Annotated in this window: 14 protein-coding genes; 9 read left to right on the top strand and 5 right to left on the bottom strand. The window is 62.8% G+C overall.

Annotated features, from left to right (window positions below):
- Window positions 1–2 precede the first annotated feature (2 nt).
- The 6 genes from AWB80_RS13985 to AWB80_RS13960 all read left to right on the top strand — a co-directional run bounded on the left by AWB80_RS13985 (window position 3) and on the right by AWB80_RS13960 (window position 6,861).
- Window positions 3–1,007: a cyclodeaminase gene (locus tag AWB80_RS13985; protein WP_061175274.1), complete on the top strand. Its 1,005-nt coding sequence runs from the start codon at window positions 3–5 to the stop codon at window positions 1,005–1,007.
- A gap of 11 nt (window positions 1,008–1,018) precedes the next feature.
- Window positions 1,019–2,236 (top strand): ectoine hydrolase DoeA, encoded by a 1,218-nt coding sequence (gene doeA, locus AWB80_RS13980; RefSeq protein ID WP_061175273.1) that lies wholly within the window; start codon window positions 1,019–1,021, stop codon window positions 2,234–2,236.
- 4 nt (window positions 2,237–2,240) lie between these two features.
- Window positions 2,241–3,263 (top strand): N(2)-acetyl-L-2,4-diaminobutanoate deacetylase DoeB, encoded by a 1,023-nt coding sequence (doeB, locus tag AWB80_RS13975; protein ID WP_061175272.1) that lies wholly within the window; start codon window positions 2,241–2,243, stop codon window positions 3,261–3,263.
- 1 nt (window position 3,264) lies between these two features.
- The gene (locus AWB80_RS13970) at window positions 3,265–3,741 is read left to right on the top strand and encodes an Lrp/AsnC family transcriptional regulator (protein WP_061175271.1); all 477 of its coding nucleotides are present in this window, start codon (window positions 3,265–3,267) and stop codon (window positions 3,739–3,741) included.
- A gap of 176 nt (window positions 3,742–3,917) precedes the next feature.
- Complete coding sequence (locus AWB80_RS13965) at window positions 3,918–5,396, top strand: NAD-dependent succinate-semialdehyde dehydrogenase (RefSeq protein ID WP_061175270.1); 1,479 nt, start codon at window positions 3,918–3,920, stop codon at window positions 5,394–5,396.
- A 46-nt stretch (window positions 5,397–5,442) separates the two neighbouring features.
- The gene (locus AWB80_RS13960) at window positions 5,443–6,861 is read left to right on the top strand and encodes an aspartate aminotransferase family protein (protein WP_061175269.1); all 1,419 of its coding nucleotides are present in this window, start codon (window positions 5,443–5,445) and stop codon (window positions 6,859–6,861) included.
- Between the two features lie 75 nt (window positions 6,862–6,936).
- Here the strand turns inward: AWB80_RS13960 and pqqA are convergent, their stop codons facing one another.
- The 3 genes from pqqA to AWB80_RS13945 all read right to left on the bottom strand — a co-directional run bounded on the left by pqqA (window position 6,937) and on the right by AWB80_RS13945 (window position 11,338).
- Window positions 6,937–7,011, bottom strand: coding sequence for a pyrroloquinoline quinone precursor peptide PqqA (pqqA, locus tag AWB80_RS13955; protein WP_008353049.1), 75 nt, complete (start codon window positions 7,009–7,011; stop codon window positions 6,937–6,939).
- Window positions 7,012–7,238: 227 nt separating this feature from the next.
- A complete protein-coding gene (locus AWB80_RS13950; RefSeq protein WP_061175268.1) occupies window positions 7,239–10,160 on the bottom strand; it encodes a bifunctional diguanylate cyclase/phosphodiesterase in 2,922 nt (973 codons plus the stop codon).
- Window positions 10,161–10,336: 176 nt separating this feature from the next.
- The gene (locus AWB80_RS13945; RefSeq protein WP_143328030.1) at window positions 10,337–11,338 is read right to left on the bottom strand and encodes a GlxA family transcriptional regulator; all 1,002 of its coding nucleotides are present in this window, start codon (window positions 11,336–11,338) and stop codon (window positions 10,337–10,339) included.
- Between the two features lie 97 nt (window positions 11,339–11,435).
- On the opposite strand from AWB80_RS13945, the gene AWB80_RS13940 reads away from it, so the two are divergent.
- Entirely contained in the window at window positions 11,436–12,125 is a 690-nt protein-coding gene (locus AWB80_RS13940) for a DJ-1/PfpI family protein (RefSeq protein ID WP_061175267.1), read from the top strand.
- A 57-nt stretch (window positions 12,126–12,182) separates the two neighbouring features.
- Here AWB80_RS13940 and AWB80_RS13935 read toward each other — a convergent pair whose 3' ends face one another.
- Both AWB80_RS13935 and AWB80_RS13930 read right to left on the bottom strand, forming a co-directional pair.
- On the bottom strand, window positions 12,183–12,605 hold the full coding sequence (locus tag AWB80_RS13935) for a GNAT family N-acetyltransferase (protein ID WP_061175266.1): 423 nt from the start codon (window positions 12,603–12,605) through the stop codon (window positions 12,183–12,185).
- 8 nt (window positions 12,606–12,613) lie between these two features.
- Window positions 12,614–13,351: an ABC transporter substrate-binding protein gene (locus tag AWB80_RS13930; protein WP_061175265.1), complete on the bottom strand. Its 738-nt coding sequence runs from the start codon at window positions 13,349–13,351 to the stop codon at window positions 12,614–12,616.
- Window positions 13,352–13,440: 89 nt separating this feature from the next.
- On the opposite strand from AWB80_RS13930, the gene AWB80_RS13925 reads away from it, so the two are divergent.
- Window positions 13,441–13,950: a cupin domain-containing protein gene (locus AWB80_RS13925; protein WP_061175264.1), complete on the top strand. Its 510-nt coding sequence runs from the start codon at window positions 13,441–13,443 to the stop codon at window positions 13,948–13,950.
- Window positions 13,951–14,005: 55 nt separating this feature from the next.
- On the top strand, window positions 14,006–14,788 hold the full coding sequence (locus tag AWB80_RS13920; protein ID WP_061175263.1) for an IclR family transcriptional regulator: 783 nt from the start codon (window positions 14,006–14,008) through the stop codon (window positions 14,786–14,788).
- The last annotated feature ends 505 nt before the right edge of the window (window positions 14,789–15,293 follow it).

The raw sequence follows: 15,293 nt of genomic DNA, 5'->3' as shown, positions 1-15,293 counted from the left end.
TCATGTCCAACATCGAACCTTCCACCGTGCTGCTAGGGCAGGCGCAATTGCGCAAGCTCGTGCCGCTCGACCTCGACGCGATCGAGCAAGTCGAAGCCGCGTTCAGATCGCTCGCGACCGAAGCCGTCGCAATGCCGCCAATCCTGCGTCTCGACATTCCTGAACACGCGGGCGAAGTCGACGTGAAAACCGCGTATTTGCCGCGTTTTCCGAGCTTCGCGATCAAGGTGAGCCCGGGCTTCTTCAACAATCCGTCGCTCGGGCTGCCGAGTCTGAATGGGCTGATGCTGGTGCTGTCGGCGCGCACCGGTCTGACCGAAGCCGTGTTGCTCGACAACGGTTATCTGACCGCGGTGCGTACCGCGGCGGCGGGCGCGGTTGCTTCGCGCTGGCTCGCGCGCAAGGATGCGAAGCGTGTAGCGATCATCGGCGCGGGCGAGCAGGCGCGCCTGCAACTGAAGGCATTGCGCCTCGTGCGCGATATCGAACACGTGACCGTATGGGCGCGCGATTCCGCCAGCGCGCATCGCTTCGCGCACGACTGCGAAGGCTTGCCGTGCGATGTCGCGGACAGCGTGAATCAGGCGTTGAGAAACGCCGACGTCGCCATCACGACGACGCCGAGCCGCGAGCCCCTGATTCACGCGCGCGATCTGCATCCCGGCCTGCATATCACGGCGATGGGATCGGACGCCGAGCACAAGAACGAAATCGCGCCGGACGTCTTCGCAAAAGCGCGCTACGTATGCGACCGCGTGCAGCAAGTGCGCGTGCTGGGCGAACTGCATCACGCGATCGAAGCCGGCGTGATCGATGCCGATGCGTCCTTTGCCGAATTGGGCGAAGTGATCGCGGGAAAGGCGACGGGCCGCGCGAACGACGACGAAATAACCGTGTGCGATCTGACCGGCACGGGCGCACAGGACACCGCGATTGCAACGCTTGCGATCCAGCGTGCGCGCGGGAGCCATGCAGGAACCATTTTCCACAACGATGTGACCGCTTGATAGAGGGGACGATGTCCGAAATCATGCAAGAGAAGAAGGGTCAGGCGCCCGTGGTGCGCCTGCCGTTCGAGCGCAGCGAGTACGACGCGCGCATCGCGAAGACACGGCGCGCGATGGAGAAGGCCGGCATCGATCTGATGATCGTGACCGATCCGACCAACATGGCGTGGCTCACCGGTTACGACGGCTGGTCGTTCTACGTGCATCAATGCGTATTGCTGGCGATGGACGGCGAGCCGGTCTGGTATGGCCGAGGCCAGGACGCGAACGGTGCGAAGCGCACAGTGTTCATGTCGCCCGACAATATAATGGGGTATCCTGATCATTACGTGCAGTCGCAGGTACGCCATCCGATGGATTACCTGTCCACGGAAGTCATCGCCGCGCGTGGATGGGACGGCAAGCGCATCGGCGTGGAGATGGACAACTATTACTTCAGCGCGAAGGCGTATGCGTCGCTGACGCAGCATCTGCCCAGCGCGAAGTTCGTCGATGCGACCGCGCTCGTCAACTGGCAGCGCGCGGTGAAGTCGCCGCGCGAGATCGAATACATGCGCGTTGCGGCGCGCATCGTCGAGAAGATGCATGCGCGCATTCTCGACACGGTCGAGCCGGGCATGAAGAAGAGCGATCTCGTCGCGCAGATCTATGAAGCGGGCATCACGGGCGTCGAAGGTTATGGCGGCGACTATCCGGCGATCGTGCCGCTGCTGCCGACCGGCGCCGATGCCGCCGCGCCGCATCTCACGTGGGACGATTCGGCGTTCACCGCGAATGCCGGCACGTTCTTCGAGATCGCAGGCTGCTTCAGGCGCTATCACTGTCCGCTGTCGCGTACCGTGTATCTGGGCCGTCCGCCGCAGCATTTCATCGAAGGCGAGAAGGCGGTTGTCGAAGGCATCGAGGCGGGTCTCGCGGTTGCGAAGCCGGGCAACAAGACCGAGGACATCGCTAATGCGTTCTTTGCGGTATTGCGCAAATTCGGTATCGAGAAGGACAGCCGCTGTGGTTATCCGATCGGCGCGAGCTATCCGCCGGACTGGGGCGAGCGCACGATGAGCCTGCGTCCGGGGGACAAGACCGTCCTCGAACCTGGCATGACGTTTCACTTCATGCCGGGGCTGTGGCTCGACGACTGGGGCCTCGAAATCACGGAGAGCATCCTGATTACGGAGACCGGCGTCGAGACTTTCTGCAACACGCCTCGAAAATTGTTCGTGAAGGAGTAACACGATGCGCGCGTCACCGATCAGCCCGACCGTCGACTTCGATGCCGAGGGCGTTCAGCACGGCTTCCTGAAGCTGCCGTACTCGCGCAACGATTCCGCGTGGGGCGCCGTGATGATTCCGGTCACCGTGATCAAACGCGGCGACGGACCGACGGCGCTGCTCACGGGCGGCAATCACGGCGACGAGTACGAAGGGCCGATCGCGCTCGCAAAGCTTGCATCGACACTCGATGCAAACGACGTGAACGGCCGCGTGATCATCGTGCCGTACATGAACTACCCGGCGTTTCGCGCGGGCGCGCGCACATCGCCGATCGATGCCGGCAACCTGAATCGCAGCTTTCCCGGTAAGCCGGACGGCACGGTGACGGAGAAGATCGCGGATTACTTTCAGCGTCATCTGTTGCCGCTCGCCGATTACGTGCTCGATATCCATGCGGGCGGCCGCACGCTCGACTTCCTGCCGTTCGCGGCGATTCACGTGCTGAACGACGCGACACAGCAAGCGCGTTGCGAAGCCGCGATGCGCGCATTCGGCGCGCCGTATTCGATGCGCATGCTGGAACTCGACAGCATCGGTCTTTACGACAGCGCGGCCGAGGAAGCGGGCAAGGTGTTCGTATCGACGGAACTGGGCGGCGGCGGTTCGTCGACGGCAAGGAGCGTGGCGATCGCGGAGCGCGGCGTATACGGCTTTCTCGCGTACGCGGGCATCATCGAAAAAGAGGTGGCGCGCGAGGAAGCGCGCACGACAACCTTGCTCGATATGCCCGATGGTTCCTGCTACACCACCAGCGAGCATGGCGGGCTGCTCGAAATGTGCCGCGATCTCGGGGATAGGGTGAAAGCAGGCGACGTGCTTGCGCGCGTCTATGACATCACGCGCACGGGCGCGGCGCCGGTCGAATATCGCGCGAAGCGTGACGGCCTGCTGGCGGCGCGGCATTTTCCGGGCCTCGTTCAGACGGGCGATACCGTGGCGGTGGTCGCGGATATCGTCGAACGCAACATTGCCGTGAGCGTGTAACTTGATCAAGCTCGACCGCTACGATCTGGGCATCCTGCGCATTCTTGCGCGGGATGGCCGCATTACGAAATCGCGACTCGCGGAAGAGGTCAATCTGTCGATCTCGCCGGCCTGGGAGCGGGTGAAGAAGCTCGAAGACAGTGGAGTGATTCGCGGCTATCGCGCGAACGTGGATTGGACGGCGGCGTTCAAGGGCAGCCGTATTGTCGTCGAGGTGACGCTTTCGCGACATACCGCGGCGGATATGCGACGTTTCGAAGAGCGCGTTGCGGCGGCTTCGGAGATCGTGCAGTGCTACGCCACCGGGGGTGGCGTGGATTATGTGCTGCATGTCGTGGCGCGAGATATCGATCACTATCAGCGGTTCATCGATTCTTTGCTCGTCGAGGAGCTTGGGATCGAGAAGTACTTTACTTATATCGTCACCAAAGTCGTCAAGGACTTGGGGGATGGGGCGCCGGAGTGGGTTGAGGTTTGACTGGCTAAAGCCCAAAAAAACACCCAGACGCACGCCCCATGAACAGAAAAAACATCAATCCTGCACCGCGATAACAAAAACAACCAGAACCATAAGAACCGTAAAGTAGAACGCATCGGATCAACGTTAAATCGCTCGCCCGCGAGGGCAACGTCCAGACGCGAAAGGAGACTCCCATGCTGCTAGGCCATCCCGTTCTATTCAAATCGCTGTGCTATATCGACGGCCGCTGGGTCCACAGCGACAGCGCCGCATCGATCGCGGTGACGAATCCCGCGGATCAAAAGGTGATCGGTCACGTACCCATGCTCGACAAGTCGCAAATCGTCAGCTCTGTCGACGCTGCCGATCGCGCATTCCAGTCCTGGCGCTGGATGCCGCAGCAAAAACGCAGCGCATTGCTGTTGCGCTGGCATGAACTGATCATGCGTCATCAATCGGACCTCGCGGGCATCTTGTCGCTGGAACAGGGAAAGCCACTTGCCGAATCCAAAGGTGAGATCGCCTATGCCGCGAGCTTCATCGAATGGTTCGCGAACGAAGCAAAGCGCCTCACGGGTCGCACGATTCCCACCCATATCGATGGCGCGCATCTCGGCACCGTGATGGAGCCCGTCGGCGTGGCGGCATTGATCACGCCGTGGAATTTCCCCGTCGCGATGATCACGCGCAAAGCCGCCGCCGCGATGGCCGCAGGCTGCACGGTCGTCGTGAAACCCGCGCACGAAACGCCTTTTTCAGCGATCGCACTTGCCCAACTCGCGGAAGAAGCGGGTTTCCCGCCAGGCGTATTCAACGTCGTGATCGGCGAGCCGCAGATGGCGATGGAAACGCTCGTCAGCGATACGCGCGTGCGCGCAGTCAGCTTCACAGGATCGACGCGCGTCGGCGGTCTGGTTGCGAAAGCGGCCGCGCAATCGGGCATCAAGAAGCTTGCACTGGAATTGGGCGGCAATGCGCCGTTCATCGTGACGGAAGATGCCGATCTGGAACAGGCCGTGCGCATCGCAGTGGGTGCGAAGTTTCAGACGTCCGGGCAGGATTGTTGCGCCGCGAACCGCATTCTGGTCGCGCGTCCGCTTTATGAGCAATTCGTCGGACGCTATACGGAAGCGGTGAAGGCGCTGAAGGTGGGCAACGCATTCGAGGCGAATGTCGATATCGGTCCGCTCATGCATCAGGCCGCCTTCGACGCAACCGTCGCACGCATCGAGGACGCGAGAGCGCAGGGCGCGCGCATCACCGTCGGTGGCAATGCACACGCGCTCGGCGGATGGTTCTATGAACCGACCGTCGTCGCCGATGCCAAACCAGGCATGTGTATTTATGACGAAGAGAACTTCGCGCCGATCTCCGCGATTTCCCCGTTCGATACGCTCGACGAAGCCGTCGCGCGCGCCAACGACACGGAGTACGGCCTCGCCGCTTACGTCTGCGCGACGCGCATCGACACGATCTTTCAGCTCGTGCGTCGACTCGACTTCGCAATGGTGTCGGTCAATGGCGTGAAATTCACCGGCGCGCCGATTCCATTCGGTGGCATGAAAGCCTCGGGCCTCGGCCGCGAAGGCGGCGCGGAAGGGTTCGAGCCCTTCGTCGAAACGAAATACTTTTGCCTCGGCAATCTGGGCCTGCCGCTCACGAGCGCGGCCTGAACGAACTATCTTCAAAGAGACACATCGGGAATTCAAGGAGAAGCATATGACCCAGCAGAATCAATCGCTCGAACAACTGTTCGCCGAAGATCGCGCGCACTTCATGCACCCGTCCACGCACGCGCACGATCATGCGAGCGGCGCGCTGCCCGGCAAGATCGTCACGGGCGCGAAAGGCATCCGCATTCAGGATCATCAGGGCAAAAGTTATATCGATGCATTCGCGGGTCTTTATTGCGTGAACATCGGTTATGGCCGCACCGAAGTGGCCGATGCGATCTACGAGCAAGCAAAGAAGCTGGCGTATTACCACACGTATGTTGGACACTCGACGGATACGATCATCGAATTGTCGTCGCGCATCATCGACTGGTCGCCCGAAGGGATGAAGAAGGTTTATTACGGCATGTCGGGATCGGATGCGAACGAAACGCAGATCAAGATCGTCTGGTATTACAACAACGTGCTGGGCCGCCCGAACAAGAAGAAGATCATTTCGCGCGAGCGCGGCTATCACGGATCGGGCATCGTGACGGGTAGCCTGACCGGTCTGCCGAGCTTTCATCAAAACTTCGATCTGCCGATCGATCGCGTGAAGCATACCGTTTGTCCGCACTGGTATCGCAAGGCGCCCGCCGGCATGAGCGAAGCGCAATTCACCGCTTATTGCGTGGAAGAACTCGAAAAGCTGATTGCGAAGGAAGGCGCCGATACCATCGCTGCGTTCATCGCCGAACCGGTGATGGGCACGGGCGGCATCATCGCGCCGCCGCAAGGTTATTGGGAAGCGATCCAGAACGTGCTCAGGAAGCACGACATTCTTTTGATCTCCGATGAAGTCGTGTGCGGCTTCGGACGTCTTGGCTCGAAGATGGGCGCGCAGCACTTCGGCATCAAGCCGGATCTCATCACGGTGGCGAAGGGTTTGACGAGCGCGTATACGCCGCTGTCGGGCGTGATCGTCGGCGAGAAGGTGTGGGACGTGATCGAGAAAGGCTCGCAGGAATTCGGCCCGATGGGTCACGGCTGGACGTATTCGGGACATCCGATCTGCGCGGCCGCGGCAATCGCCAACCTCGATATCCTGGAGCGCGAGAACCTCACGCAGAATGCCGCCGATGTCGGCGCGTACCTGCAGCAGCAATTGCATACGGCCTTCGACGCGCATCCGCTCGTCGGCGAAGTGCGCGGTGCGGGCATGCTGGCGGCGCTCGAATTCATGGCCGACAAGGACGCGCGCAAGCCGTTCGATGCAGCGCTGAAGGTCGGGCCGAAGGTGTCTGCAGCGGCGCTTGAGCGAGGAGTGATCGCGCGTGCGATGCCGCATGGCGATATCCTCGGCTTTGCGCCGCCGCTCGTCACGACGCGCGCCGAAGTGGATGAGATCGTTGGTATCGTGAAACAGGCCGTGGATGCGGTCGCGAACGAAGTTATCGGTTCGGCGCTCTCGACGCAGGCAATCTGAGATTCTGGAGAGGCCCGCGCAACGGGCCCAAAAAAGCAAAACGGCCACTCAATGTGGCCGTTTCGTCATGCCCGATTAGCGCGTCGCGATATACATCGTAATTTCGAATCCGAAGCGCATATCGGTGAAACTCGGGGTTTCCCACTTCATAGAGCCTCCTTGTGCATGATTGGCCAGACGGATGTCGGACCATTGCGCGGTTCTTCTACTTCAGGCGCCGTGCAAAGCCGCGCACCCGGATCGACGCTCTCTTCATCCTACGCGAGTTCGCGGGCCGCACGATTGGAAATTGCACCGGCGTTCATTTAATTTATTTATAGCACCGAGGGATTACCCTGTACGAATCTTTCGGATGACATTGCTCAGATCATTACGGCTCAAAACGCTGCGCTCGTTGTCGTCGCACGTGGCGCGAGCGATGCGCGCGTGAGTGCTTCGAGCGGCAGCGGTTTGTCGAAGAAATAACCTTGCGCCTGCGCTGCGCCCATGTCGCGCAACACGGCGAGCGTCGCCGCATCCTCGACGCCTTCAGCAACGAGCGTCAGATCGAGGGATTCGGCCATGCGCACGATCGCGCGAACGATCGCGCGGCTGCGCGGACTTTCAGTCAATTCGAGAATGAAAGACTTGTCGATCTTCAGGCCCGTGAATTGGTATTGATGCACATAGCTGAGCGACGAGAAGCCCGCGCCGAAATCATCGAGCACGACTGACATGCCGTTGTCCGCAAGACGCTGCATCGTGCGGCGCGCGAGATCTGGCTCGGCGACGAGCGCGCCCTCGGTCAGTTCCAGACACACGCGCGATGGCGAAACGCGATACCGCCGCAATAACGCGAGCACGTCATCGGCGAATTCGGGGCGTGTCATGCTGTAGCTCGAGCAGTTCACATGCACCGGCGGCCAGTGCGCGAAATGCGCATTGGCGAGAATCGCGGCAACGCGTTCGAGCATGTAAAGATCGAGCCTGCCGATAAGCCTCAGGCCTTCGACCGAAGGCAGAAATTCACCCGGCCCGACGACCCGGCCATCCGGTTGACGCCAGCGAATCAACGCTTCGAGCGCGACGATTTCGCCGCTCTGCACATCGACGATCGGCTGAAAGTAGGGCAGCAATTCATCGTCGCGCTTGATCGCATTGCGCAGCGCGCCCTCGCGTTCCACCTGGTCCGACACTTCGCGTCGCAGTTCCTGATTGAACACGACGAAGCTGTCGCGGCCCGCATTCTTCACGCGATACATCGCGGTATCGGCATCGCGCAAGAGATCGGCGGGTTCGGTATGGAACTGACTGTCCGCACTCACGATGCCGATGCTGCACGACGAAAACACGACATGCTCTTCGATATGGAACGGCAGGTCGAACGCAGCGAGGATGCGCTTTGCGATCGACACCGCGTCCCGCACGGGCGCATTTGGGGAGAGTACGGCGAATTCATCGCCACCGAGACGCGCGAGCAGATCCGTCGAGCGCAGGCAGTCGCGCAGGCGTGCCGCGGCCTGCACGAGCAGCATGTCGCCGAAGTGATGACCGAGGCTGTCGTTCACGACCTTGAAGCGATCGAGGTCGATGAACATCACGGACAGTTCGTCGCCGCGCGTCTGATAGTCACGCCACGCGCAGCGCAGCCGCTGCATCAGATGGCTGCGATTGGGCAGGCCCGTCAATGCATCGTGCGAGTTCTCGTAGAGCAGGCGCGCGTTCACATCGTCGAGTTCGCGCGTGCGGGCCTGCACGCGCGCTTCGAGTTCGAGATTCGCGGCGTGCAGCGCTTCGGCATCGCGACGGCGTGAAAGCGCGGTGTCGATATGGCGCGATACGAAGGTCAGCAATTCCTGATCGCGCAACGAATAGCGCACGAGCGGCGAATAACTTTGCACCGCGAGCACGCCGCGCACGACATCGCCATCAAAAAGCGGAATGCCGAGCCACGAACGCAGGCGCACTTCGCGGTGCTCGATCTCGAACGCGCCTTCTTCGATGAGACGCAGCGCTTCAGAATGGTCGATGAGCCGCGCGCGCCGCTCGCGAATCACGTATTCGGTGAGGCCGCGTTGTCCGCGTCGCGGCGCGGGGCGTTCCTGCACGATCTCATCGACGTAATAGGGAAACGACACTTCGTCCGTTTCCGTTTCGAACAGCGCGATATAGAAGTTGCGCGCATAGAGCAGCTCGCCGACGATGCCATGCAGGCTGCGAAAGAACTCCATCGTGTCGCCCGGACGGCTCGACAGTTCGGCGATCTGATACAGCGCCGCCTGCAAGTGCTCGGAACGTTCGCGCTCGGCAATCCCATGACGCAGCGCCGCGTTGAGCTTCGATAGTTCGGACGTGCGCCGCGCGACCTGCTCTTCGAGGTCGGCGCGGTGCAGGATACGGTCGAGCGCCATCGCCACATGGCGCGCGACGACGAGAAAGAGCGCGCGATCTTCGGCGGTATAGATGCGCGAGACGTCGTAGACCTGCATCGCGAGCATGCCGAATACTTCGTCGCTCGCATTCTTGAGCGGCGCGCCCATCCAGAACTCGGGACGATCGCCGATGCAATAGAAGCGGCCCGCGCGTTCGGCCGCGCAGATATCGGCGGCGGTGATGAAAAGCGGCTGCCCGCTCGTGAGCACTTGGCCCGTCATCGACAGGCGCGCCGGATTCAGAATGTCGTAGTTCTCGGCAGCGACGACATCGGTGTCGATAACATCGACGTAATACGGATAGGTGATCTTGCCCGTCTTGCGATCGTAGAGCGCGAGATAAAAGTTTTCCGCGTCGATCAGCGTGCCGAGACGTTCGTGCACGCCACGCAAAAAATCGGCGCGCTCGGGCACTGAACTCGCGAGATACGCGATTTCATACAGCACGCGCTGCGTGAGTTGCGCGCGCGCGAGTGCGTCGGCCTGTACGCGCTCGCCGAGCGTGCGCGCGAGTTCGGTGAGATGCATATCGTCGCGATGCGCGACGGGCGCGAGTAACCAGCCGAGCACGCTTTCGCCGCGTCCGGTCGGCCAGCAGTGCCAGCCCTGCGTGGCGCAGATATCCGCGAGCCGTTCCTCCGCGATGCTATGCGGCCATGATTGCGCGTCGGTCAATGGCGCATCGCCGCGCCGCTCCAGGTGCAACTGCTCGCCCGCGCGATACCAGGCCCACTGCTGCGGGCAGCCCATCGCGGCGGCCTCGCGCAGCAAGGCGTCGATCGATGACGCGACGCCGGCGAAGACCTTTTCGTCGGCCGCCGTCACGGTTGCAGGGTCGACCGCGGTTGCGCGGGCAACCTGCGCGTCGTACGCGGGAAACACACTCATCGGCGCTCCAGGCCATATTTGCCGCCACCTCGGGCGGGTCTCGTTCAGCGACTGCGCTCGCACGCAGCCCGGGGCGCGTGTCTTTAGCAAACGGTCTTATAGGGCTAACGGCAGCGAGCATACAGGCTTGAGTACGCAGGACAAAAAAAGCGTCGACACCGCGCGCGTGCGCGCATTCATGCCGGATGCGCGGCGCCGACGTAGTCGTGTCCGGTAAATCTCTCGCGATACGCTTGCGGCGATACGCCGAGTGATCGCAGAAAGCCGCGCCGCATCGTTTCCTCGGTGCCGAAGCCGCAGCGGGCGGCGACGCGCTTCACCGGCAACGCCGTATCGCCGAGCAGTCGCCGCGCCGCTTCGAGCCGCATGCGCTCGATCGCACGTGCGGGCGTGGTGCCGGTTTGCGCGCGGTAATGGCGCACGAAACTGCGCTCGCTCATGCCGACGCGCGCGGCGAGCACGCCGACCGACAGATCCGCCGCGAGATTTTCCGCGATCCATGCGTGCAATTCGCCGAACCGCTCGCCCGATTTCTGCAACGACAGCGCCGCGCTGAACTGCGCCTGCCCGCCGGGGCGCTTCAGAAACACGACGAGATGGCGCGCGACATCGAGCGCGAGCGCGCGCCCGAGATCTTCCTCGACGAGCGCGAGCGACAGGTCGATGCCCGCGGTAACGCCCGCCGAGGTCCACACGTCGCCGTCGCGGATGAAGATCGGATCGGGCTCGACATGCACCGCCGGAAAGCGCGTGGCGAGTTCGGCGCAGCGCGTCCAGTGCGTGACGGCGCGGCGCTCGTTCAGCAGGCCGGCGGCGGCGAGCAGGAACGCGCCGGTGCAGACCGACGCGGTGCGCCGCGCATGGGCGGAATGTGCGCGCACCCAGTCGACCAGTTCGCGGTCGTGCGACGCTGTATGCACGCCCCAGCCGCCCGCTACGATCAGCGTGTCGCAGGCGTCGTCCACATCCGGCAAGACCTCGCCGACGAGCCCCAGTCCCGCCGACGCGTTCGCCGTGCCGCCTCGCGCGACGACCCGCGGACGATACGGCCGCGGCAAGCCCGCCGCCGTCGCCAGGTCGTTCGCGGACGCGAACACCTGCAAGGGACCGGCGACGTCGAGCAACTGGACGTCGGGAAAGGCGAGCACGTCGATGATGCGCGGGGCGTCGTTCTGCATTTGGCGGAAAACGTGGGTTGTGTGTCGACTTCGCCATAGCGTAGCGGCGTAGCATCGGTTCGTCTACTGCCAGAAACCATCGATCAAGGAGAAGACGATGACCTTACATATCGGCCTGCTGGTGTTCCCGCGCGTGCAGCAACTCGACATGACCGGCCCCTACGACGCGTTCGCGCACATGGCCGACACCCAGGTGCACCTCATCTGGAAGACGCGCGAACCGGTCAAATCGAGCGCCGGCATGATCCTGACGCCCGATGCGACCTACGCCGATTGCCCCGCGCTCGACGTGCTGTGCGTGCCGGGCGGCTCGGGCGTCGGCGATCTGATGGAGGACGAGGAGACGCTCGCGTTCATTCGCGCGCAGGCGGCGCACGCGCGCTACGTGACGTCCGTTTGCACGGGCTCGCTCGTGCTCGGCGCGGCGGGCTTGCTGCGCGGCAAGCGCGCGACGACGCACTGGGCGTTTCACGGCCTGCTCGCGGAACTGGGCGCGATTCCGGTGCATGAGCGCGTCGTGCGCGACGGCAGTCTGTTCACGGGCGGCGGCATCACGGCGGGGATCGACTTCGCGTTGACGCTCGTGGCGGAACTCGTCGGCGAGCACGAGGCACAGGCGATTCAACTGCAAATGGAATACGCGCCCGCGCCGCCGTTCGACGCCGGCGACCCGGCGCGCGCGCCGGCGGCGGTCGTCAGCGACGTGCGCGAACGATCCGCGCCGTCCCTCGCGGCGCGAGGCGCGATCACAGCGCGTGTCGCGGAACGGCTGAAACTGAATGCGTAATGCAAAACGCAAAATGCAGGATGGTCGAATGTATGCGTAATACAAAACGCCAAAGTGCTAGAACTGCTTCTGCATGAAATAGCGTGACTGGCCGGCGTGGAAATCGGCGAGTTCGCCGAAAGTCGCATACCCGCAGCGCGCGTAAAGCGCGTGCGCTGCGGGATTGACCGTATCGAGCCACGCCGCGCGGCAGCCTCGTTTCTTCGCTTCGGTTTCCGCGGCTTGCAGGGCGCGCGCGCCGAGTCCAAGGCCGCGCGCATCCTCGCGTATCCACAACCATTTCACGAACAGCCAGTCCCACGCGGTAAAGCCCGCGAGACCGCCGAGAAAATCGTCATCGCGATAGAGCGACACCGCCAGATCGCGCTGATTGCTCGGGCCGAGTTGCGCGCGGTTGAACGCGGCGAGCCCGCCCGCGACGTCGCGCTCGAAACTCGCGTCGATCCAGTCGGTGACTGCCAGGGTGACGTCCGCGCTCATGTGAATTCTCAGACCTGTGCGGCAGGCGCGACCGACGCGCCCTGGATGCCGTGCCGCGCGAGCGCATCCGCGACGAAGCCCGAGCGCTTCGCATCCTCCACGAACTCGCGCAGATAATTCGCGGCCTCGTCGCCGCGTCGTTTCGACAGCCCCATCGCCTGCTCGATCACCATGAATCGTCCGTCGAGCAGGCGCAGTCCGGGTGTGCGCGCCGCATCGGCTTCGAGTTGCTGCCTGACGCCCGCCGCGACTTCGAGGTCATCGCGCAGAAAGTCATCGACGACGGTCTGCGACAACGCCGTGCGCACGATCTGCGCGTGCCTGATCTCGCGCGTCAGAAAGAGATCGTAAGCGCTGCCCTTGCCGACCAGAATGCGGTTGCCTTCGCGATCCACATCTTCATGGCGCGTGAGCGGCGATTCATTGCGCACGAGATAGCAGCCTTCGATCAGCACATAAGCCGCGCTGAACGCGATGCCCGCGCCGCGCAACGGATCGATCGCGAAGAAGCCGATGTCGGCGCCTTCGTTCGTGACGGTCTCGACCGACTCCGCGGCGCGATCGAATTCCGTGAAGGCGACTGGCACGCCGAGCCGCGACGCAAGCTCGCGCGCGAGATCGACCGATACGCCGCCCGGCTCGCCACTGTCCGTGCGATTCACGAGGACCGGGTTGCCGAGATTGAGCGAGGCGCGCAGCGTGCCGGTGGGTGCGAGGGCATTGCGCAAGGAAGCGGAAAGAGTCATGGCGTTCGTCGATGAGTGGAAGAGGAGTGGCGATGCGGGCAATCCGATGCAGAATACGCGAACCGCAACCGCTATTGCAAAGGAACGGCATGCAACGCGAATGTATCGATAGCAGGGCATTGATCGAGCGTCTCGGGCTCGAACCGCATCCTGAAGGTGGATTCTTTCGTGAGACGTATCGGGCGAGTGGCCACGTCACGCGCGAAAACGAGAGCGAATCCCGCTCGGCGTCGACCGCGATCTATTTCCTGCTATGCGATGGCGCGCATTCGGCATGGCATCGCATTCGCTCCGACGAGGTCTGGCATTTCTATGCGGGCGATCCGATCGACGTGCATGTGCTCGATGCGAACGGCGCGCTCGTCACGCATCGTCTGGGCAACGCGCTCGTGCATGCGGATTCCGTGTTTCAGGCCGTCGTCAAGGCAGGCGACTGGTTTGCCGCCGAGTGTCACGACGCGAAGGGCGCGTCGCTCGTCGGCTGCACGGTCGCGCCGGGCTTCGAGTTCAGCGAGTTCGAACTCGCTGCGCCGGGCGCGCTTGAAACGCGCTATCCGCAGCATCGCGAACTGATCGCGCGGCTAGGTTCGAATCCGTGACGTTGCGAGTGCGGTTATCATCGCGCGCATCATCGACAACAAAAGAAGGTCAGGCATGAGCGTAGTGCGCCGCGGGATTCAATCGATCGAAGTGGGTGGGGCGCTCTTGCGCGCGCTGGTGGATCACGGCGGCCCGATGCTGCTCGGCGATCTCGCGAAGAAAGCGGGCATGCCTTCGGCGAAGGCGCATCCGTATCTCGTGTCGTACGGCAATCTCGGCCTGATTCAGCAGGACGCCGCGACGGGCCGTTACGAGCTCGGGCCGTTCGCGTTGCAGATGGGTCTGATCAGCCTGCAACGCGTCGATCCGGTGCGTCTCGCGATTGCGGAAGTGGCGAACATGACGCCGCGCGTCGAACACACAGTAGCGCTCGCGAGCGCGGGCAGTTATGGACCGACCATCGTGCATATTCAGCAGGCGAGCGTGCCGATTCACGTGACGATGCGCACGGGCACGGTGATGTCGCTGTTGCAGACTGCGACGGGCCGTGCATTCGCCGCGTATCTGCCGCCGATGACGGTGGATGCGCTCGTCGCGATCGAGCGCGCGGGCGCGTTGCAGATAGGCGCGCAACGCCGTGATTACACGCGTGGGCAGATCGACGCGATGCTGGCCGAAGTGCGCGAACATGGCATCGCGAGGGCGATCGATGAACCCGTCGCGGGGATTAGCGCGATCAGTGCGCCGGTGTTCGATCATTCGCGCAATATCGTGCTTGCGATCACGGCGATTGGACCGAGTGGCTCGTTCGATGGAGCATGGAGTGGTGATATTGCAAGGGCATTGCGCGATTGTGCGGGACGGGTGTCGAAGATGCTCGGGTTCGTTGCGGTTTGATTTCGGTTCGGGCCGAAAGGGTCCGTTGGGGATTTTGTTTGCTCTTGGGTTTGTCGCTGGATCCCGTTAGCGTGTCGGTCTATAAGCGTTGCCCCTGTGCGGGGCGGCACCTACTTTCTTTGCTGCTGCAAAGAAAGTAGGCAAAGAAAGCAGCTTTCCCCATCCAAAGCGCTTCATGCCGGCCGCGGCACAGGCGATCGTTTTGGGCACAGCAGTAGCGAGTGCCCTCGTAGGTCTAATCGGGCTTGGATCGCGCACGGTCTGTCACATCGCGCCGCGCGCGTAGCAGGTTCAGCACGAAATAGCTCCGACCCGCTTCGCGGCCGATGGGTACATCGGGTCTGCGCGTGCTTCGGCGTTTCTCTTTTCTCGTTGGTTTCCCTTGCATTCCTCACGGCAGCGCGTAGCGCTGTGCCGGAACGCTTTCGTGCTGAACCCGCGCCCTAAAACGAATAGCTTGTCAGAGCGTGCGCGGTCCACGCCCGATGGGGCCTATGAGGGCACT

Origin of the sequence: Caballeronia pedi, assembly GCF_001544915.2 — a bacterium.
Taxonomy (GTDB): Bacteria; Pseudomonadota; Gammaproteobacteria; order Burkholderiales; family Burkholderiaceae; genus Caballeronia; species Caballeronia pedi.
Note: the sequence above shows the minus strand (reverse complement) of the source record. Positions and strands in the feature narration are given on the sequence as shown.